This is a genomic window from Enterobacter cloacae complex sp. 394F7 (assembly GCF_057320385.1).
Window position 1 is genome coordinate 166,194 of record NZ_JBXWCS010000005.1, and the last position, 20,218, is coordinate 186,411.

Sequence of the window (20,218 nt, forward strand, 5' to 3'; positions counted from 1 at the left end):
TCCTATTCAAGGCCTGCCTGCCATTAACGCAGTTCGTTGGCCCGACGAAAACGGCCTTCATAGTCAAAAATCTTTTCACGGACTTGCCAGTACTGGCCTTTCTTGCGGGCGACAACAAAATCCGGATGGCGCAGCAGCACCTGCTGATGCACGATATCCGCTACGGTTATCCAGCGCAGCGGTACGCCCGGTGTGCGGGTATGCGGGCGGATAAAGAGCTGTTCGAAAGCCATGCGCTGAGCCGGAGTGTGCACCCGGAAGCGCTCGCTGACGTCGGCGCCGTCCTCATCGTAATAGGTGATTTTCAGCCATTCGCCTTTTTCATCCGCTCCCGGTTGCAGCGCCATGCCAGAGCAGCGCAGCACCAGGGCATCCTTTAACTTCAGCGCGGCCTTCAGCATGTCATCAGGGTCGACCAGAACCGTGTCACATTCGCGGCAGCGGCGGGCGGCAATATCATTTTCAGCGTTGCACTGGGGGCAGTTTTTAAAGCGGAAACGGAAATCGCACTGCTCGCGATGCCCTTCATCATCTTCAAACCAGCCCTGACAGCGGCGGCCAAAATGTTCGATCAGCGTACCGTCAGCCGTCGTCTTGCCCCAAAAGGTGTTGGCAAAGCCACAGGCAGGACAGAAGACCTGTACCGGCACGTTGTCACTTTTTCCTTTCGGGGTACCCACTTCAGGCGAGTAGAGATCGTGCGGGTTACCGGCGTAATCCAGGATCAGGCAGTCGGTTTTACCGGGAGCCAGACGCAGACCGCGGCCAACGATTTGCTGATACAGGCTGACCGATTCGGTCGGACGCAGAATAGCAATCAGGTCGACGTGGGGGGCATCAAACCCGGTGGTGAGTACCGAGACGTTTACCAGATAGCGAAACTGCTGTGCTTTAAACGCCTCAATCAGGCTGTCGCGCTCCGGACCGGGCGTCTCGCCGGTGATCAGCGCCGCGTCGCCAGAGGGCAGTAAGCCGGTGATTTCGCGCGCATGCTCAACGGTGGCGGCAAAAATCATTACCCCTTTGCGCGTTTCAGCGAACTCTTCAATCTGGCTGATAATGTGCGGAGTGATGCGCTTTTGCTTTTTCAGCTCCTGGTTCAAATCCGCTTCGCTAAATAAACCGTTGCTCTGCGCCTGTAAGCGGCTGAAATCGTACTGGACGACCGGCATATCCAGCCGTTCAGGCGGGGTCAGGTAGCCGTGTTTAATCATATAGCGCAGCGGAAGTTCATAGATACAGTCGCTGAACAGCGCCTTCTCATCCCCTCGCACCATACCGTGATAATGAAAGCGGTAAATCCAGCCTTTACCCAGGCGAAACGGGGTTGCCGTCAGGCCCAGCAGGCGTAAGTGAGGGTTCACCTCTTTCAGGTGAGTGAGGATTTGCTGATACTGGCTATCGTCGTCATCACTGATGCGATGGCACTCGTCGACAATCAGCAGCGAAAATTCGCTGCGAAACAGCTCAAGGTTGCGGGCAACAGATTGCACGCTGCCGAACACCACTTTGCCGTGGCTCTCTTTCCGCTTTAGCCCGGCGGCGAAGATATCGGCCTCCAGACCAAGCGCGCAATACTTGGCATGGTTTTGCGCAACCAGCTCTTTGACGTGCGCCAGCACCAGCACGCGGCCGCGCGCCAGGCGGGCAAGTTCGGCGATCACCAGGCTTTTGCCTGCGCCAGTGGGGAGCACAATGGCCGCGGGCTCACGGTGTTTACGAAACCAGGCCAGGGTGGCGTCAACGGCTTCCTGCTGATAGGGGCGAAGTGTAAAAGTCATGGGGTCTCTGTATCGTTATTCCGCATATAGTATGCCACGAAACTTTTTCCCTTGAGTGGCGCAACCAGACCATTATACTGAACCGTTCCTGACTGCTTCTTTTTCGGACGCATTGTCCGACTTCCAGCACCATTAAGGCTAAAAAGATTTCATGCGACTTGATAAGTTTATCGCTCAGCAACTCGGCGTAAGCCGTGCTATTGCCGGGCGCGAGATCCGCGCCAGCCGCGTTACCGTGGATGGCGACATTGTGAGAGACAGCGCGTTCAAACTGCAACCTGACCATCAGGTGGAGTATGACGGCAACCCGCTCACCCAGCAGCACGGCCCGCGCTATTTCATGCTCAATAAGCCGGAAGGCTACGTCTGTTCTACGGACGATCCGGATCACCCGACGGTGCTCTATTTCCTCGACGAACCGGTTGCGCACAAGCTGCATGCGGCTGGCCGCCTCGATATCGACACCACCGGTCTGGTGCTGATGACCGATGACGGTCAGTGGTCCCACCGCATTACCTCTCCGCGTCATCACTGTGAAAAAACCTATCTGGTGACGCTGGAATCGCCGGTGGCAGATGACACGGCAGAACAATTTGCCAAAGGCGTTCAACTGCATAATGAAAAAGACCTCACCAAACCGGCGGTGCTGGAAGTCATTACCCCGACCGAAGTCCGTCTGACCATCAGCGAAGGGCGTTATCATCAGGTGAAACGTATGTTCGCCGCGGTGGGTAACCACGTTGTCGGTCTGCATCGTGAACGTATTGGGGCAATAGAACTCGATCCCGATCTGGCGCCTGGCGAATATCGCCCGCTGACGGAAGAAGAGATCGCCAGCGTCGGTCTGCCCTCGCATTAATTTCAGGAGAACCCTGTGACCACCAGGCCACACTCGTCTTTCAAAATCGTGTTCATTCTTGGCCTGCTGGCCATGTTGATGCCGCTGTCGATTGATATGTATCTGCCTGCGCTGCCGGTGATTTCGGCGCAGTTTGGCGTACCGGCAGGCAGCGCACAGATGACGCTCAGTACCTATATTCTCGGTTTTGCCCTCGGCCAGCTGTTTTATGGCCCGATGGCCGACAGCCTCGGGCGTAAGCCGGTTATTCTGGGCGGAACGCTGATCTTTGCAGCCGCAGCCGTGGCCTGTGCGCTGGCACAGAGTATCGATCAGCTGATCGTGATGCGTTTATTCCACGGTCTCGCGGCGGCGGCGGCAAGCGTGGTGATTAACGCCCTGATGCGTGATATCTACCCGAAAGAAGAGTTCTCCCGCATGATGTCATTTGTCATGCTGGTGACCACCATTGCGCCGCTGGTGGCGCCGATGGCCGGTGGCGCGGTGCTGGTATGGTTCAGCTGGCATGCCATTTTCTGGATCCTGGCGCTTGCCGCACTGCTGGCCTCGGCGATGATTTTCTTCTTTATTGATGAAACGTTAGCCGTCGAGCGCCGCCAGAAATTCCACATCCGTACCACAATGGGGAATTTTGCCTCGCTGTTCCGCCACAAGCGCGTGCTGAGCTACATGCTGGCAAGCGGCTTCAGCTTTGCCGGGATGTTCTCCTTCCTGAGCGCCGGGCCATTTGTCTATATTGAGCTGAACCACGTTTCCCCTCAGCACTTTGGGTATTACTTTGCGCTGAACATTGTGTTCCTGTTCATCATGACCATCATCAACAGCCGCTTTGTTCGCCGGATTGGAGCACTGAACATGTTCCGTGCCGGGCTGTGGATCCAGTTTGTGATGGCTATCTGGCTGGTGGTCAGCGCGTTTTTCGGCGTGGGCTTCTGGGCGCTGGTGGTGGGGGTTGCCGCTTTTGTTGGCTGCGTCTCGATGATCTCATCCAATGCGATGGCGGTCATTCTCGACGAGTTCCCGCATATGGCTGGCACCGCGTCATCGCTGGCGGGGACGTTCCGCTTTGGGATTGGTGCCGTGGTGGGGGCGTTACTCTCAATGGCGACCTTTAACACGGCCTGGCCAATGCTGTGGGCGATGGCGTTCTGTGCCACCAGCTCCATTCTCTTCTGTCTTTACGCCAGCCGACCGCGAAAAGCCGCTCATTAATCTGCACATCAGGCCCGATACGGGCCTTTTTGTTGACCCATATCAACCAAACTTGCGTTCGTTTACCCTGTGTTTGTTTCTTTTATGTAAAATCTATTTGTGTAAAAAGTCACATCATTGTATTTAAAAAGGTTGAGTTAGATCGCAGAAACGGGTACATATAGCGCCGACGCGAGCCTGGATACCTATAAAAAAGCGCTGAATAGTGCAGGTTGGCGATGATGTGTTACTATAAATGTAAATAAATTGTGAAGTAAATTTGCTTCCGGGGATCGAACGTGAATACATTACAACTCTCCATAGTCCATCGCTTGCCCCAGAGCTATCGCTGGTCGGCGGGTTTTGCAGGTTCGAAAGTTGAACCGATTCCGCAAAACGTTGCAGGTTGCGAGAATTGTCTGGTCGCGCTCAAACTGCTTAGCCCGAGCGACGAAGATGCATGGCCGGTAATGGAACGCTTAAGCCAGGCGCTGTCGGATATCGAAGTGGACAGCTCCGTACTGGAGTGTGAAGGCGAGCCGTGCCTGTTTGTTAAAAGTCAGGATGAATTTGCCGCAACCTGCCGCCTGAAAAACTTTGGCGTGGCCATTGCTGAGCCTTTCTCGGGCCAGTATCCCTTCTGAGTGCTAGTCTGCCGATAACAGCTGGCGCGTGTAGCTCTGCGTCGGTGCAGTAAATACGCGCTGGCACTCACCTTGCTCGACCACTTCTCCCTGCCGTAGCACAATCACCTGATGGCATAACGCCCGCACCACCTGTAGATCGTGGCTGATAAAGATATAGGCCAGCCGGTGCTTTTCCTGTAACCCTTTCAACAGGGTCAGGATCTGTGCCTGCACGGTTCTGTCCAGCGAGGAGGTCGGTTCATCCAGGATGATCAGCTCAGGTTTGAGGATCAGCGCGCGGGCAATGGCGATACGCTGGCGCTGTCCGCCAGAAAATTCAGCCGGGTAGCGGTGGCGCGTCCCGGGATCTAACCCTACCTCTGTCATCACACGCCTGACCTCATTTTCACGTTGCAGAGCCGTCAGGGTAGGCTGATGGACGCGCAATCCTTCTTCGATGATCTGCAAAATACTCAGCCTTGGATTGAGCGAGGAGTTGGGATCCTGAAACACCACCTGCATGCGTGGACGTACCGGCAGCATCTGCCGACGGTTCCAGCGGTGCAGCGGCATGCCGTCTAACAGGATCTCGCCCTGCGAGGCAATTAAACGCAGCAGTGCCAGGCCGGTGGTGCTTTTGCCTGAACCCGACTCGCCCACCAGTCCCAGCGACTCGCCCGGGCGCAGTGAAAAACGGATGTTCTTCAGCACGACGTTCTGGTCGACCACGCGGCGCAGAATACCTTTACGGATGGGGAAGGAGACAGACAGCCCCTCTACGTTCAACAACGGCGCGCTGTCCCCCTGAAGAGGCACAGGATCGCCTGAGGGTTCACTGTCGAGCAGCCGCTGCGTATAGGGGTGCTGAGGCGCATTCAGCAGTGAGGCGGCGGTGTTCTGCTCAACACAGCGTCCGTTTTGCATCACGGCGACGCTGTCGGCCAGCTTTTTCACAATGCTCAGGTTATGGGTGATAAACAGCAGACTCATGTTCAGCTCGCTACGTAGCTCCCGCAGCAGTTGCAAAATCTGCGCCTGCACCGTGACGTCCAGCGCGGTGGTGGGCTCATCAGCGATCAGCAGTTCCGGGCGCGTCAGTAGCGCCATGGCAATCATCACACGTTGACGTTCACCGCCGGAAAGCTGATGCGGGAAATCGCTCAGCCGTTTTGCCGCGTTGCGGATGCCGGTTCTCTCGAGGCAGTCGAGGATTTCCCCGCGCGCGGCCTCTTTGCGCATGCCCCGGTGCAGGGACAGCACCTCGTAAAGCTGTTTTTCCAGAGTATGCAGCGGGTTGAGTGAGACCATCGGCTCCTGGAAAATCATCGCAATTTTATTGCCGCGGACGCCCCGCAGGGTCTGTTCGTCGGCGTGCAGCAGTGAGCTGCCGTGAAACAGAATATCTCCTTGCGGGTAGCTCACTGGCGGAGACGGGAGCAGGCGCAGAATGGAGAGTGCCGAGACGCTCTTGCCGGAGCCGGATTCCCCCACCAGCGCCAGCGTTTCGCCACGCTGGATCTGCAGCGACAGATCGCTGACCACGGTGCGCGTCTCACCCTGTTTCGAAAAGGCAATCGACAGATTATCGATACTGAGTAGGGGCTGCGTCATGTTACACCGCCTTGTTGGGATCGAAGGCGTCGCGCACGGCTTCGCCAATAAAAATCAGCAGCGAAAGCAGTACCGCCACGGAAAGAAAGGCTGTAATGCCCAGCCACGGTGCCTGCAGGTTGTTTTTGCCCTGCAGCAACAGCTCGCCGAGCGAGGGGGAACCGAGCGGTAGCCCGAAGCCCAGAAAATCGAGCGAGGTGAGGGTGGTGATGGAGCTGCACAAAATAAACGGCAGAAAGGTCAGTGTCGCCACCACGGCGTTCGGCAGCATATGGCGGAAGATGATCCCACGGTCGCTCACGCCCAGTGCCTGCGCGGCACGAATATAGTCAAAATTACGGGTGCGCAGAAATTCTGCGCGCACGACGCCCACCAGCGCCATCCAGCCAAACAATACGGTGATCCCCAGCAGCCACCAGAAGTTTGGCTGCACCACGCTCGACAGCAGGATGATCAGAAACAGCGTTGGCATACCTGACCACACCTCAATCACGCGCTGACCCCAGAGGTCAATTTTACCGCCATAGTAGCCCTGGACGGCACCTGCCACCACGCCCATCACGCTGGAGAAGAGCGTCAGCATCAGCCCAAAGAGGATCGAGATTCGGGTACCGTAGAGGATGCGCGCCAGCACGTCGCCACCGTTGGCATCCGTTCCCAGCCAGTTTTGCGTGGACGGGGGAGAAGGGAAGGGGGTCGTGGTGGCGAAATTGATACTGTTGGCGCCAAAACGGATCGGGGCCCACAGTGCCCAGCCGTGTTGATCAATCTGCTGGCGCAGCCACGGATCCTGATACTCCGCCGGTGTTGCAAACGGGCCGCCAAAGTCACTTTCACTGTAGTTATTAAGCACGGGCACATACCAGCGGTCGTTGAAATGCACCAGCAGGGGTTTATCGTTGGCAATCAGCTCTGAGCACAGGCTTAACACAAACAGGACGGCAAAAATCCATAACGACCAGTAGCCACGACGGTTGTGGCGAAAACGGGCCCAGCGGGCCTGATTGACGGGGCTTAAACGCGGCATCATCGGCCCTCAAAATCGATTCGGGGATCGACCAGCGTATAGCTGATATCACTGACGATATTCAGCAGCAGGCCAATCAGGGTAAAAATGTAGAGTGTGCCAAACATCACCGGATAATCCCGCGACACGGTGGCTTCATAGCCCAACAGCCCCAGACCGTTAAGCGAGAACATCACCTCAATAAGCAGCGAGCCGGTAAAAAACATACTGATGAACGTGGCAGGAAATCCGGCAATCACCAGCAGCATGGCGTTGCGGAACACGTGCTTCCACATGATCTGTTTTTCACCCGCGCCCTTCGCGCGGGCGGTGACGACATACTGTTTGCGGATTTCATCAAGAAAGGCGTTTTTGGTCAGCATGGTCAGGGCGGCAAATCCGCCAATCACCGTTGCCAGCACAGGCAGCGTGATGTGCCAGAGATAGTCGGTGATTTTCTGATACCACGGCAGGGTGCTGAAATCGGCGGATACCAGCCCCCGCAGCGGGAAGAGATCGAAATAGCTGCCGCCGGCAAAAAAGACAATCAACAGCACAGCGAACAGAAACGCCGGAATGGCATAGCCGATGATAATGAACGTGCTGCTCCAGATATCAAAACGGCTGCCGTTGTAGACCGCTTTGCGGATCCCAAGCGGAATGGAAACCAGGTAAATAATCAGCGTTCCCCACAGTCCCAGGGTGATCGACACCGGCAGGCTTTGTTTGATCAGGGTTAAGACCGAGGCACTGCGGAACAGGCTATCACCAAAATCAAACCGGATGTAATCCCACAGCATTTTGAAATAGCGCTCGTGAATCGGTTTATCAAAACCATAGCGATGGGTGATCTCGGCAATCACCTCCGGATCCAGCCCGCGGCCGCCGCGATAATGGCTTTCGCTGATATTCCCCACGCCCGTTTTGGCATGGCTTGCGCCCATTCCTTCTCCGCCAGCGCCGGGCATCCCGCCGCTGGTGCCAAATTCAATGGCCGCAATCGCCTGATCGACCGGCCCGCCGGGGGCGATTTGTACAATAAAAAAGTTAATAGTGATGATGGCCCACAGGGTTGGGATGATCAGCAGGAGACGGCGGATTAGATACGCACCCATGATGATTCCTTATCGCCGCTCAGCTGGGAGTCTGGCAGCTTTGTTAACGTCATACCACCAGGTATCGAAGCCCAGCGAATAGATCGGGCGCACGGCAGGCAGCGAAAATTTGTCCCAGCGGGCAAGACGATCTTCACCCATATACCACATGGGCAGCATGTAGTCGTTCCAGGTTAACACTCTGTCGAGGGCGCGTCCTAATGGCAGGAGCTTCTGTTTGTCGCCCTGTGCTGCCACGATCTTTGCAATTAGCGCGTCAACGACCGGGCTTTTTACCCCCGGCGCATTGTACGAGGAGTCGATGTAACTGGACGCCCAGGAAATCTGCAGGTCGGAGCTTGGCCAGGGCTGCGCGGGCCACAGGCTCTGCATCATATCGTAATCCCGGCTGCGCTTGCGGTTGGTCAGCTGGGCGATATCCACCTGGCGTATGTTCATTGTGATCCCCAGCCGGGCCAGGTTGTGCTTAAACGGCAAAACCCACTGATCGTTTGCCCCTGACGCGATCAGTAGCTCGAAGCTCAACGGTTTTCCCGTTTGGGCATTGACCCGTTTTTGATTTTTCAGGACCCAACCGGCCTCATCCAGCAGTTTGCTGGCTTTCAGCAAATTGTCACGATCAAAGCCGTTGCCATCGGAGGTGGGGGGATCAAACACGGTGGTAAACACTTCCGGCGGCAATTGTGCTTTGAAGGGGGCCAGCAGCGTCAACTCGTCGGCATTGGGGTAAGCGCGCGCCGCGTATTCGGTATTCTGAAAATAGCTGTTAGCGCGGCTGTAGGCGCCATAAAACAGCGCCTTGTTCATCCACTCAAAGTCAAAGGCCAGGGTAATGGCCTGACGTACCCGGCGGTCGTTAAATACCGGACGCTGAATATTAAACGCCAGCCAGCGCGTGTCCTGGGCAGAGCTATTTTTTTGCTCGTCCTTGACGATGTAGCCTTTGGCAAAGTTTTTACCGATATAGCGCGTAGCCCAGTTTTTAGCGCTGCTCTCCAGGCGTAAATCGAAGGCTCCGGCCTTAAAGGCCTCAAAAGCCACGTTATCGTCCAGGTAGTAATCATAGCGAAGGGTGTCGAAATTCCAGCGCCCCCGGTTTACCGGCAGGTTGGCGGCCCAGTAGTCTTTTACACGGGAATAGACCACATACTGCCCCATGCGCCAGTCGGTGATGCGGTACGGGCCTCCTGCCAGCGGCGGTGTGGAGAGCGGGTCGCTCAGCTTATGGGCTTTCCAGAACGATTCAGGCATTACGGGCAGGGAGAACAGGCTCAGCATATTCTCTTTATTCGGCTCGCTCAGCTCAATGCGCACGGTGAGCGGTGCGATGGCCCTGACCGACGCGCCTTTGTAGACAATACGGAACTGAGGAACGCCTTCAGTCATAAATTTATGAAACGTAAAGGCGACATCGCTTGCCCTGACCGGCGAACCGTCATGAAAACGCGCCCGCGGGTTAAGCGAAATTTCCGCCCAGGCAAAATTATCCGCATACCGCACGTTTTCGGCGATCAGCGGATAGTAGCTTCCGGGCTCATCATCAGAGGTGACAAACAGGGTATCGTAGAGAGATTCTGTGCGCGCCGCGGCCACACCGCGCAGGGCAAAGCGGTTGAAGTTATCGAACGTGCCAGTGGCGGAGAGCGTCACATTCCCGCCTTTCGGCGCGGCAGGGTTGACGTAATCATAATGGGTGAAATTCACCGCGTATTTCGGTTCACCAATCACCGCAAACGCAACGTCTTCTTTGATGGTTTGCGCCTGGCTGGACAGGGCCGTCAGTGCCAACAGCAACAGTATGAAGCGCATAAACATCTCGCGACAGCTCCCTCTTTAACAGACCGGCTCAGTTAAGCTGAATAATAAGTGACGTCACGGGCAATGTGAAATTATTCGCCAGCGTGCGTCAGGTCGGGCCGCCACTCACGGAACTGCTCCAGCGGCATCGGACGGCTAATCCAGTATCCCTGCAGGAAGTTAACGCCATGTTCGCGCAGCCAGGCCGCCTGTTCCGGCGTTTCCACGCCCTCTGCGACGGTGGACATGTTCAGCCGTCTTGCCAGCATCAGTACGGCATCAAGCACCGGTGAGGTGACGGTTTCTGTCCCGATGGCGTTAACAAAACCCCGGTCGATTTTGATGTAATCCATGGTGAAATGTTCAAGATAGATCAGCGCACTGTGGCCGGTACCAAAATCATCGATCGCTATCTCAAACCCTTCGTTGTGCAGCCATTCGAACAGGTTGTTGGCTTCACGGTGGTTAAGCATGTCGCGCTCGGTAATTTCCAGCACCAACTGGAAGTGATCCGGCGGCAGTAACTCTTTAAAGGTGCGCATATCATCTTTAAAGCTGTCGGCGTGCAGATGCCCCGGCGCAATGTTGATACCGAGTTTTGCGCCCGGCGGCAGTTGGGTCTGTAATACCGGCGCATCGTGAATGATAAGGTCAAACAGATGCAGCGTGAGCGGAACAATCAGCTGCTGCGCTTCAGCAAAATTGATAAACGCATCAGGGGGGATCTCACCCATGGTGGGGTGCTTCCAGCGCATCAGGACCTCAACCCCCCGCATTTTCAGATCTTTTGCATCCACCACGGGCTGATAGACCACATAAAACTGGCCGCGCTTAATGGCGCTGAGGATCTCTTTGCCGGGATTTACGCGGATGGTGAGGATATAGAAATTCAGCGATCCTGCCGCAATGCCGCACACCAGCCCAAAGAAGAGGGCGTAGAGGATTTCGTCGCTTGTCCACTTTTCAGCGTACAGCTTAATGGTCAGCGGCACGGCCTTAAGCGTGGCGGTACGCTCGGGCACGGCATGTAAATCTTGCGCCCTGACCAGGGTACTGGACATGGTGGACAGCGCCATATCACCGATGATGATGGCAATCCCTGCGAAGTCGTCCTGGCGCGCGGTATAAAGCAGGTACGGGGTCAGATTGAGATTAACTGACGTAAATACCCCGCCGTCTTTAACCAGAGGGTTTCGGTACCAGATGGCAATGGCGGGTTTATTCGGCAGCATAGGCGTTCCCGGCAGTAATGCCATATCAATCTTCTTGTTGATGTGCAGCTCAGGTATAAGGGCTTCCATCGGCGTATCCATCGGCCCGGTGGCCGACGAGCAGAAGGCGATTTTGTCCCTGACCAGCAAGAACGCGCGCACATTGAGGCTGAAGGCCGCGCGCGACGTCAGCTCGGCATTGACGTCATGGCAGCTGTTCAGCGTGAGGGGCTGAAGAACATCGATAGAGGTTTTCAACTCTTCGAAATAGCTCTCCATGTAGAGGCTCACATCGGTAATCAGGGTGTCGAACCGGACTTCCCGCTTGTGGTAACTCCAGAAAAATTGCAATGAACCCAAAAGCAGGGCAGTGACCAGACCTGTAATAATACTGAGGAACAGTATCTTGCGATGACTGGAAAAGTAGCGGGTGAACATAGACGTCGTGATTCCTGAATTGCCGCTGGATGTATTCAGTGTAACGGGCAAAAAAAAACACCGCCGAAGCAGTGTCTTTTTTTCATCATATCGCCAGCCAAGGGATAACCAACGATACAATCATCATATTAACTGCGGGTCAGTACGCGACGCGCTTCGTTGTAGCGCTTCTTCCAGTATGGCTCGTTCATGCTGGAAATGGTCACACCGCTGCTGGTGGAGGCATGTACAAACTGGTCATTACCAATATAGATGCCGACATGTCGACCCGTTGAACCGGCACGGAACAGAACTAAATCACCGGTGCGCAGTTTTGTACGTGAAATCGACTTGCCCACTTCCTGCTGTTCGTAAGTTGAACGCGGCAGGTCTAACCCAAACTGCTCACGGAAGGTACGCTGTACAAAGCTGGAACAATCGATACCTTTTTTGGTGCTGCCGCCCAGACGATAACGCACGCCTTTCCAGTCAGCATACTGGTCCATAATACGGGACTTCACGTCCAGATTACGTACCATATTTTCAAATTCATCCTGAGAGGCTTGCAGTGACGAGGAATCTTCCATTCCCACAACACGCGTCTCAGGATGCATGTTCTTTGCGGTGTTCGATGTACTACATGCAGACAACAGTACCGCAACTGCTATCGCCGGGATCCCCCGCAAGATATATCTCAAAATCGGTTGAGATTTGACCATTTTGTTTATTTTCCCTTGAAGTCCTTAACGACAAATATCGTTATAAAAATGCCAAACGTGACGAGACTAATTATCTGTTCACAATGAGACAATTCTTTCTGGTCACATTTGTGGCGCAGCGCACAAATTTATTCACCAAGAAAATAATTATCTCTATGGGGCAAAACGAGTTCGAGATTAACCGATTGCCAGGGCTATTGCGAGTAAAAAAAGCCTTTTTTTTATAAGAAATTGTGATACAGAAAGTAAAAATCCGGCATTGCTTAAAATGCAGTCAGATCCGGCGCTTAATCACGCAATTGATTCATTTTTATCATGAAAGAGATGACGGGAAGATGACAGTGCGAAACGATCGCGGCGGGAGATCTATCAGGGATCGCAATGATCCCAGATAGCGGACGTTAATTTTGGTTAATTATTTGTTTAGTGCTTGTTGCTTTTTACCCGGCAGATAGCGATCAAACAGGGCTATTATCCGGTCGCTCAGCGGTGTCATCAGACACCACGGTAACGCGACCAGCGCAACAGAGAGCGAGCCCACGGCAATATCGGTGAACCAGTGTGCGCCAATCATTACGCGAGGGAAGGCGAAAACCACAAAAATAATCAGGGCTATGGCGAACGCCTTCCTGCCGAAATAGCGCAGCATGACTGCACAAAAAATAAGCAGCATCATGCCGTGATCGCCAGGGAAACTGGCCTTAGAGGCATCTTTCGTTGGAATATGCAGCAGTTCGCTAACGCGATAAATATTGGTAAAGAACAGCGTTGGGCTTGAGCGCTTGACCGGAATAATAGCCGTAGCCAGTTGGTTAATGGCGACAGCCAGCAGCAGCATCATCAGACCAATAATCATAATGCGGCGACGCCCGGTTTTGTCCTCTTTCAGCCAGAAAGAGAGCATCAGGCAGCCCATCGCCACCAGCGAACAGCCGTCAAACGCGCGGTTGTTGGTAATCGCCACCAGCCACAGGAAGGCATCACTCTTCACCAGAGCCTGGTTAAAGAAATGGAAGATGGCAGAATCCAGCGGAAACCAGAAACCGTGATCCACCGGGATATACCAGGAGAAAAAGAGCGCCAGTCCGGCGACATTGAGCAGAAAAATCAGGGGAATTCGAGTTGTCATAACATTCAGCATACAGGGAAATCAGGGGCAACGTTAGCCGCCCGAACTTAAACGAAGCTTCAACAGGCTGGACTGCAGGGCATTCCAGTCGGCGTTAACCGCACTAATTAACTCTATTCGGCTATCCGGGGGCGCAACATTCTGCGTTTCAATAAAGAAATCTTCACCCTGACGGTTGATGCGCACCAGGCCGTCGGGGGTGCGCATAATCCCCTTAACGCGATCGACCGGCGCCAGTCTTGCCCACTCAAGCACGCCTATGGTGTCGAAAACGGTGTCGGCATCAAAGATCCACCCGCAGGCCTGATGACCCTGACCGCTGTTGAGATTACGTCGCCAGCGCTGGTGTTCCGGCAGGCTCAACGCCGCCAGACCCTGCTTTGCGGGATGACTATGCGCATGCTCCGCACTGGCTGGCAGCTCGGTGAGGTTCAGGCTAGGCAGGTCGAGCAGGGCGACATCCATCTTCCCCTGAGTGGTTTGTACCCGCTGACGGTTGCCCCCGAAATGTTGCCACCAGGCATCGAATGCCGCCTGGCTTTCAGCCGTAGCCCGATCTTCTTTATTGGCAACGATAATATCTGCGCAGGCGAGCTGATCGCGGAAGTTGTCGTTGGCCACCGCTTTTTCATCCAGCAGCTGTCGCGGGTCGAGCAGGCAAAGCGTGGCGCGTAAGTCTATCCACGGCTCGTAAACCGGCGCGGTGAGTAAATCAAGAATTTGCTTCGGGTGGCCAAGCCCCGTCGGTTCAATCAGCAGGCGGTCGGGTTTACCCTGACGCAGCAGCGTGTTCAGCCCCACCTGCATGGGCAGGCCATTCACACAGCACATGCATCCGCCCGGGATCTCTTTGATCATGGCGCCGCTGTCAGACAGTAACGCGCCATCAATACCCACTTCGCCGAATTCGTTGACCAGCACGGCCCATTTTTCTGCCGGATCTTTATTGGCCAGCAGGTGGAGAATTGAGGTGGTTTTCCCGCTACCGAGAAAACCGGTAATAAGGTTGGTCCTGGTCACGTGTGCTCCGGTAGATAATTGTGATGATGTAACAATTATCTCTTATCCTGACGAAAAAAGGGCGCAATGAGAAGAGGAAGGGCAAACGGAGCGCATGTCCGTTCGCCTTAAGCGCAATAAACGTTAAAGATTTAACGTTTCGATAACAGCCTGGCGCGCCCCGAGACGGGCTATACGTTGGTATGCCTGGTTCACCGCCTCGACAAAAACGTGGTTTTGTGCGAGATCGTGACCAAAGACTTCGCTCAGCGTCAGCAGAGCGTTAACGCGGTTTGCGTCATTGCTGGCTTCAACCTTCGCACGGATTTTGTCGCTGAGCGGATCGCGGACATCAATCGTATTGCCTTGTTCATCTGTACCGCTGACGTAGCGGATCCAGCCCGCCACGCCCAGCGCCAGCAGTGGCCACGCGCTTTGACGCTCCAGATGAATACGGATCCCATCCAGCATGCGCTGGGGCAGCTTTTGACTGCCGTCCATCGCAATTTGCCAGGTACGGTGCTGCAGTGCCGGGTTGGCAAAACGGTCGAGCAGGCTGTCGGCGTAAGCCGTCAGATCAACGTCGGTGATACGCAGCGTAGGGGCCTGTTCATCCAGCATTAACCGCCGCGCGGCCTGACGAAACACCTTATCCTCCATACATTCATTAATATGCGCATACCCAGCGAGATAGCCCAGATACGCCAGGAAGGAGTGGCTGCCGTTCAGCATACGTAATTTCATCTGTTCCCACGGCAGAACGTCCTGCACCATCTGCACGCCTGCCACTTCCCACTCCGGGCGTCCGGCGACAAAGTTATCTTCCACGACCCACTGAATAAAGGGCTCGCAGCTGATCGCGCACGGATCTTCCACACCGAGTTCCTGCGCGACCTCCGCCAGCGAGGCATCGGTGGCGGCGGGCACAATCCTGTCAACCATTGTGCCCGGGAAACTCACATGGGTATCAATCCATCCGGCCAGGTCTTCAGAGCGTTTCTGCGCCATGCCGAGCACGGCATTTTTCACCACGTGGCCGTTATCCGGGATGTTATCGCAGGAAAGCACCGTAAAGGCGGGTAAGCCGCGTTCACGGCGGCGGTGGAGCGCTTCGACTATGATCCCTGGGGCGGAATGGGGCTCCGTCGGGTTTTCCAGATCGTGAACGATCCGGGTGTTTTGCAAATCGAGTTTCCCGGTTGCGGGGTCGATGCAATAGCCTTTCTCAGTAATGGTGAGGGAAACAATTGCCACCTGCGGCTCGCAAAATTTCTCAATGATGGCGGCCAGCGAGTCCAGTTTTGCGTTCAGGCATTCATGCACGGCTCCAGTGATAATCGGCTGGTTGCCCTCCGCGCCTTTCTCCAGCACGGTGAAGAGGTGATCCTGCGCCCGCAGCTGGCTCATCAACACGTCGCCGCTGAACAGGCTGATCTCACAAATGCCCCAGTCGCCTCCTTTGGCATTCAGCACCCGATGGGTTAATAACGCCTGATGCGCACGGTGAAAAGCACCAAAGCCGAAGTGGACGATGCGCGAGCGCAGAAGCGAGCGATCGTAGCGCGGCTGCTGAACATGGGCAGGAAGCGAGGTGGAGGCAATTGTCTTCATGAAATACACACCTGATTAACCATTAATTAACAATGCCAGTGTAAAGTTATATGACAACAAAGAGAATTGGTAAGCCGTAAATATCGCCGTTCTGTGAGTTCGATCAATCAATCTGTGGCGCTGTGTTGACCCTCTTCATTAAACATGTATGGTAGTCGTCATCGCAGTAATACATATTGGTATAACAACTTTGGAGGGTGGGCAATGGAACAAACCTGGCGTTGGTACGGGCCGAACGATCCAGTTTCTCTAGATGATGTGCGTCAGGCTGGCGCAACGGGTGTCGTCACGGCGCTGCATCATATTCCGAATGGCCAGGTGTGGCCGGTAGAGGAGATTCAACAGCGTCAGGCGCTGCTGGCAGAAAAAGGCTTAACCTGGTCTGTCGTGGAAAGTATTCCCGTTCACGAAGATATCAAAACCCATTCTGGGGAGTATCAGACCTGGATTGCTAACTATCAGCAGAGCATCCGCAACCTGGCGGCCTGCGGCATCGATACCGTTTGCTATAACTTCATGCCTGTTCTTGACTGGACGCGTACTGATCTTGAGTATCAGCTGCCAGACGGTTCCCGAGCGTTGCGTTTTGATCAGATCGCCTTCGCGGCCTTTGAGTTACACATTCTGAAACGCCCTGGCGCGGAAGCCGATTACACGGCCGACGAGCAGCAGCAGGCGCGCGAATGGTTTAACGCAGCAAGCGAAGCAGACATTGAAAAGCTGACCCGCAATATCATCGCGGGCCTGCCGGGTGCAGAAGAGGGCTACACGCTGGATCAGTTCCGCGCCCGTCTGGCAGAGTACGGCGGCATTGATAAAAATCAGCTGCGCGAAAACATGGCGTACTTCCTGCGCGCGATTGTGCCGGTCGCGGAAGAGGCGGGCGTGCGTCTGGCCGTACACCCGGACGATCCTCCGCGTCCCATCCTCGGCCTGCCGCGTATCGTCTCAACCATTGAAGATATGCAGTGGCTGAAAGAGACGGTCGATAGCATCTATAACGGCTTTACCATGTGCACGGGCTCGTACGGCGTGCGTGCGGATAATGACCTGGTGCGGATGATTGAAACCTTTGGCGATCGTATTCACTTCACGCATCTGCGTGCGACCTGCCGTGAAGAGAACCCGAAAACCTTCCACGAAGCGGCGCACCTGAGCGGTGATGTGAATATGGTGGCGGTGGTGGATGCCATTCTGGCGGAAGAGGTACGTCGTAAACAGGCGGGTGATTTACGTCCTATCCCGTTCCGCCCGGATCACGGACACCAGATGCTGGACGATCTGCGTAAGAAAACGAACCCGGGCTATTCGGCGATTGGCCGCCTGAAAGGGATGGCAGAAGTGCGCGGCGTAGAGCTGGCGCTGAAGATGACGAAGTATCCTGAACTTCTGTAAGGTCTGTTGCCCGGTGGCGCTACGCTTACCGGGCCTACAAAAAACCGGCCTGAGAGCCGGTTTTTGTGTTTTTGTAGATCGGGTAAGGCGAAGCCGCCACCCAACAAAAGCCGCACTCAGTCAGCACGACCCATATAGCGTTTTTCTTCGATATGGATGCGGATTTTCTCACCCGCGGACAGGTATTCAGGTACCTGCACCACCAGACCGGTGGTCAGCGTCGCGGGTTTGTTACGCGCACTGGCGGACGCGCCTTTGATGCCCGGTGCCGTTTCAACGATTTCCAGATCAACCGTCTGCGGCAGTTCCAGTGCCAGCAGCACGCCGTCCCAGGTCAGAACCTGCATATCCGGCATACCGCCTTCAGGAATGAACAGCAGCTCTTCTTCAATCTGATCTTTGGTGAAGATGTACGGGGTGTAATCTTCTTTATCCATGAATACATACTCGTTGCCGTCGATATAGGAGAAATCAACATAGCGACGGGTCAGAGTGACGGTATCAACGATATCATCACCTTTAAAACGTTCTTCCACTTTAAGGCCGGTACGTACATCGGCGAAACGCATTTTGTACAGCGTTGCTGCACCACGGGCGCTCGGGGCCTGAATATCGATATCTTTCACAATCAGCAGTTTGCCGTTGTAATTCAGTACCATACCTTTCTTAATTTCGTTCGCTCTTGGCATTGCAGTAATCCTGTCTACGGGAGGTAAAAAATATCGCGCCAAATTACTCGTGCGCGGCCTTTCAGGCAAGCGGAATTCGTGGCTTTTGCTATCAATACATAAAAGGTGTTACTGTGCGCCCGATACCCGACTGCGCGGGTCTTTCACCGATAGAGAGCATTTATGGATTGTCGTCCCGATTGCGGCGCGTGCTGTACCGCACCGTCCATTTCCAGCCCCATTCCAGGAATGCCGGAGGGCAAGCCTGCAAATGTAAGGTGTTTACAGTTATCTAAAGATAATTTATGTAAGATTTTTGGATCCAACCTTCGTCCCAAAGTTTGCAGTAGTCTACAACCGTCTCTGAGAATGTGTTCAACGAATCGAACAGATGCAATGACCTACCTAATCAAACTTGAGAATGATACTTGCCCTGTAACTCTAAGCATCTCACATAATAGTTTCATTCACATTTAGAGAGCCTCCGGCATAATCAATCAGCTAACAAAGGAGATCGCCATGCGTATAGTCCGTTTTACTGAATAGCAGATCATCGCCATGATTAAGTCAGTTTAAGCTGGACTAAATGCCAAAGGTGTAGGGCTGAAGGCAGACCTTTCAGAAGACACCTGCTACAACTGGAAGCCTCATTACTGCGATATAGACGTTTCTGATACTAAAGATACGGGATCTTAAGGACGAGAACTGACATCTTAAACAGATGATTACCAGTCTTTAAGCCTGAGCTGGTCATTCATCTAGCCAAGACATCCGGACTCAGTATCCGTCAGCCCAGTAGTTGTATGAAAATAAGCTGAGGGGATTTACGATTACCGTCCGGATATCTTACGTGACGAACCCGTTATTGCTGCATTGCAGGCGGTAGTAGAATGATATCCACAATACGATTTTTGCTAGCTGCACTTGATTCTGCGACGACAGGGATACCCGTGGCATCTCAATAAAATCCGCCCTATTTATACTCTGCTGAAGCTGAATTATCACCGACAGGGAAAACACTGTTATCGGTGTGTAATCCCTCACCACTGGTCCTTGCGGAAACACTAAACCAAAGATGGTCGATCGATTTTATGCATGATTCCTTAGTCCGTTGTCGCACGTTTAAAGTAGTTCAAGATTGTAACCGGGAGGAGTTGCCGATTTGAATTGGCCTTATTTACCCGCTCCATGAGTGGTCTAGGGATCCGATAGGATTACGGTAAAGTCCGGCTATCCGTCTATGTTGCGCATGGATAATGGTCCGGAGTGTATTTTGCTGGTAGTGACGAATGTGTATGAAACATACTGAAACTGGAGTTTTAACCAGGCGGGTAAATCGATGTAGATTGCTTTTATGAGCATTTTAGCCGGAGATACCATACAGGAGAACCCGATTATTATCTGTACAGAGCACTGAATGAAGCACGAGAAATGACGGAAAAAATTGTTGTCAGAATATAGCCGTGAACGCCCGCACTAATTGTTGAATGATATGATAACGGAGGAATACTGCAAAAAAAATTATCTGGTCGGGATCTCAAAAATGCATGGGACAAAAAGGATCTATTAACAAATTTTAATAGAAAATTGCGCAACGTTACTGACAATCATGTTAAAAAGTATAGAAATGTAAATACATTATCCTATTAAGATATTGTATACTAATTGTTGATGTTAAGCAATTGTCTTTGCATTTCTTCGCGTGTAAAATGTACTAACATATTAATGAAATGTTAGGTCGCTTAAAGGACATATCATTAATAGAAAGTATATTTGGATAATGATTTATAACAAACATGTTGCTAACAAGGAAAGGTTTTATGATCATTCGAGTATGCTTAATTATATTAAGTACACTATCAGTTGGTTGTTCTACAGAGGGGGTTCAATCACTTATTGTTGAGCTTCTTGATGAGTCTAATGTTTGTCCAAGAGGAATTGATAGTGTATCTCGCGAATGTCGATAATATATCAGGTGGAAAATTTTTAAGTATAAACTAACATGATGGCTTATATCCATGATATTAAGCATAGATTATTCATGTCGGTGATATAAACTATATAGAGAGAAATTGCATTCTGT

General features: G+C 53.5%; 16 protein-coding genes and 1 pseudogene. 6 read left to right on the top strand and 11 right to left on the bottom strand.

Annotation, left to right across the window (positions count from 1 at the left end):
• Positions 1-23: 23 nt before the first annotated feature.
• Positions 24-1,781 carry a DNA repair helicase RadD gene (gene radD / locus AC2FAK_RS09695; RefSeq protein ID WP_061772072.1) on the bottom strand — a complete coding sequence of 586 codons (1,758 nt, stop codon included), beginning with the start codon at positions 1,779-1,781 and terminating at the stop codon, positions 24-26.
• Between the two features lie 151 nt (positions 1,782-1,932).
• Here radD and rsuA point away from each other — a divergent pair, with 151 nt between their 5' ends.
• The 3 genes from rsuA to AC2FAK_RS09710 all read left to right on the top strand — a co-directional run bounded on the left by rsuA (position 1,933) and on the right by AC2FAK_RS09710 (position 4,475).
• Entirely contained in the window at positions 1,933-2,640 is a 708-nt protein-coding gene (rsuA, locus tag AC2FAK_RS09700) for a 16S rRNA pseudouridine(516) synthase RsuA (RefSeq protein ID WP_013097990.1), read from the top strand.
• Between the two features lie 15 nt (positions 2,641-2,655).
• Complete coding sequence (locus tag AC2FAK_RS09705) at positions 2,656-3,852, top strand: Bcr/CflA family multidrug efflux MFS transporter (protein WP_013097989.1); 1,197 nt, start codon at positions 2,656-2,658, stop codon at positions 3,850-3,852.
• A gap of 278 nt (positions 3,853-4,130) precedes the next feature.
• Positions 4,131-4,475: a YejG family protein gene (locus AC2FAK_RS09710; RefSeq protein WP_013097988.1), complete on the top strand. Its 345-nt coding sequence runs from the start codon at positions 4,131-4,133 to the stop codon at positions 4,473-4,475.
• A 3-nt stretch (positions 4,476-4,478) separates the two neighbouring features.
• Here the strand turns inward: AC2FAK_RS09710 and yejF are convergent, their stop codons facing one another.
• The 9 genes from yejF to AC2FAK_RS09755 form a co-directional block, all read right to left on the bottom strand.
• Complete coding sequence (gene yejF, locus AC2FAK_RS09715) at positions 4,479-6,068, bottom strand: microcin C ABC transporter ATP-binding protein YejF (RefSeq protein ID WP_095455023.1); 1,590 nt, start codon at positions 6,066-6,068, stop codon at positions 4,479-4,481.
• A gap of 1 nt (position 6,069) precedes the next feature.
• Complete coding sequence (locus tag AC2FAK_RS09720) at positions 6,070-7,095, bottom strand: ABC transporter permease (RefSeq protein ID WP_014832713.1); 1,026 nt, start codon at positions 7,093-7,095, stop codon at positions 6,070-6,072.
• Positions 7,095-8,189, bottom strand: a complete 1,095-nt coding sequence (locus AC2FAK_RS09725; RefSeq protein WP_058683262.1) for a microcin C ABC transporter permease YejB — start codon at positions 8,187-8,189, stop codon at positions 7,095-7,097. The genes AC2FAK_RS09720 and AC2FAK_RS09725 overlap by 1 nt, the downstream gene beginning before the upstream one ends.
• A 9-nt stretch (positions 8,190-8,198) precedes the next feature.
• Positions 8,199-10,004: an extracellular solute-binding protein gene (locus AC2FAK_RS09730; protein WP_058683263.1), complete on the bottom strand. Its 1,806-nt coding sequence runs from the start codon at positions 10,002-10,004 to the stop codon at positions 8,199-8,201.
• A gap of 74 nt (positions 10,005-10,078) precedes the next feature.
• Positions 10,079-11,635, bottom strand: coding sequence for a cyclic di-GMP phosphodiesterase (locus tag AC2FAK_RS09735; protein WP_038420219.1), 1,557 nt, complete (start codon positions 11,633-11,635; stop codon positions 10,079-10,081).
• A gap of 128 nt (positions 11,636-11,763) precedes the next feature.
• The gene (mepS, locus tag AC2FAK_RS09740) at positions 11,764-12,333 is read right to left on the bottom strand and encodes a bifunctional murein DD-endopeptidase/murein LD-carboxypeptidase (RefSeq protein WP_023619753.1); all 570 of its coding nucleotides are present in this window, start codon (positions 12,331-12,333) and stop codon (positions 11,764-11,766) included.
• Positions 12,334-12,748: 415 nt separating this feature from the next.
• Entirely contained in the window at positions 12,749-13,462 is a 714-nt protein-coding gene (locus tag AC2FAK_RS09745; protein ID WP_141236766.1) for a phosphatase PAP2 family protein, read from the bottom strand.
• Positions 13,463-13,495: 33 nt separating this feature from the next.
• On the bottom strand, positions 13,496-14,482 hold the full coding sequence (locus tag AC2FAK_RS09750; RefSeq protein WP_095455021.1) for a CobW family GTP-binding protein: 987 nt from the start codon (positions 14,480-14,482) through the stop codon (positions 13,496-13,498).
• Positions 14,483-14,605: 123 nt separating this feature from the next.
• Entirely contained in the window at positions 14,606-16,072 is a 1,467-nt protein-coding gene (locus AC2FAK_RS09755) for a mannitol dehydrogenase family protein (RefSeq protein ID WP_095455020.1), read from the bottom strand.
• Positions 16,073-16,276: 204 nt separating this feature from the next.
• Here AC2FAK_RS09755 and uxuA point away from each other — a divergent pair, with 204 nt between their 5' ends.
• The gene (gene uxuA, locus AC2FAK_RS09760; protein ID WP_095455019.1) at positions 16,277-17,467 is read left to right on the top strand and encodes a mannonate dehydratase; all 1,191 of its coding nucleotides are present in this window, start codon (positions 16,277-16,279) and stop codon (positions 17,465-17,467) included.
• Between the two features lie 116 nt (positions 17,468-17,583).
• On the opposite strand, the gene yeiP is transcribed toward uxuA, so the two are convergent.
• Positions 17,584-18,156, bottom strand: coding sequence for an elongation factor P-like protein YeiP (gene yeiP / locus AC2FAK_RS09765; RefSeq protein WP_008500940.1), 573 nt, complete (start codon positions 18,154-18,156; stop codon positions 17,584-17,586).
• Between the two features lie 162 nt (positions 18,157-18,318).
• On the opposite strand from yeiP, the gene AC2FAK_RS09770 reads away from it, so the two are divergent.
• Entirely contained in the window at positions 18,319-18,612 is a 294-nt protein-coding gene (locus AC2FAK_RS09770; RefSeq protein WP_095455018.1) for a YkgJ family cysteine cluster protein, read from the top strand.
• Between the two features lie 81 nt (positions 18,613-18,693).
• A pseudogene (locus tag AC2FAK_RS09775) lies at positions 18,694-19,705 on the top strand (transposase family protein).
• Positions 19,706-20,218: the final 513 nt, after the last annotated feature.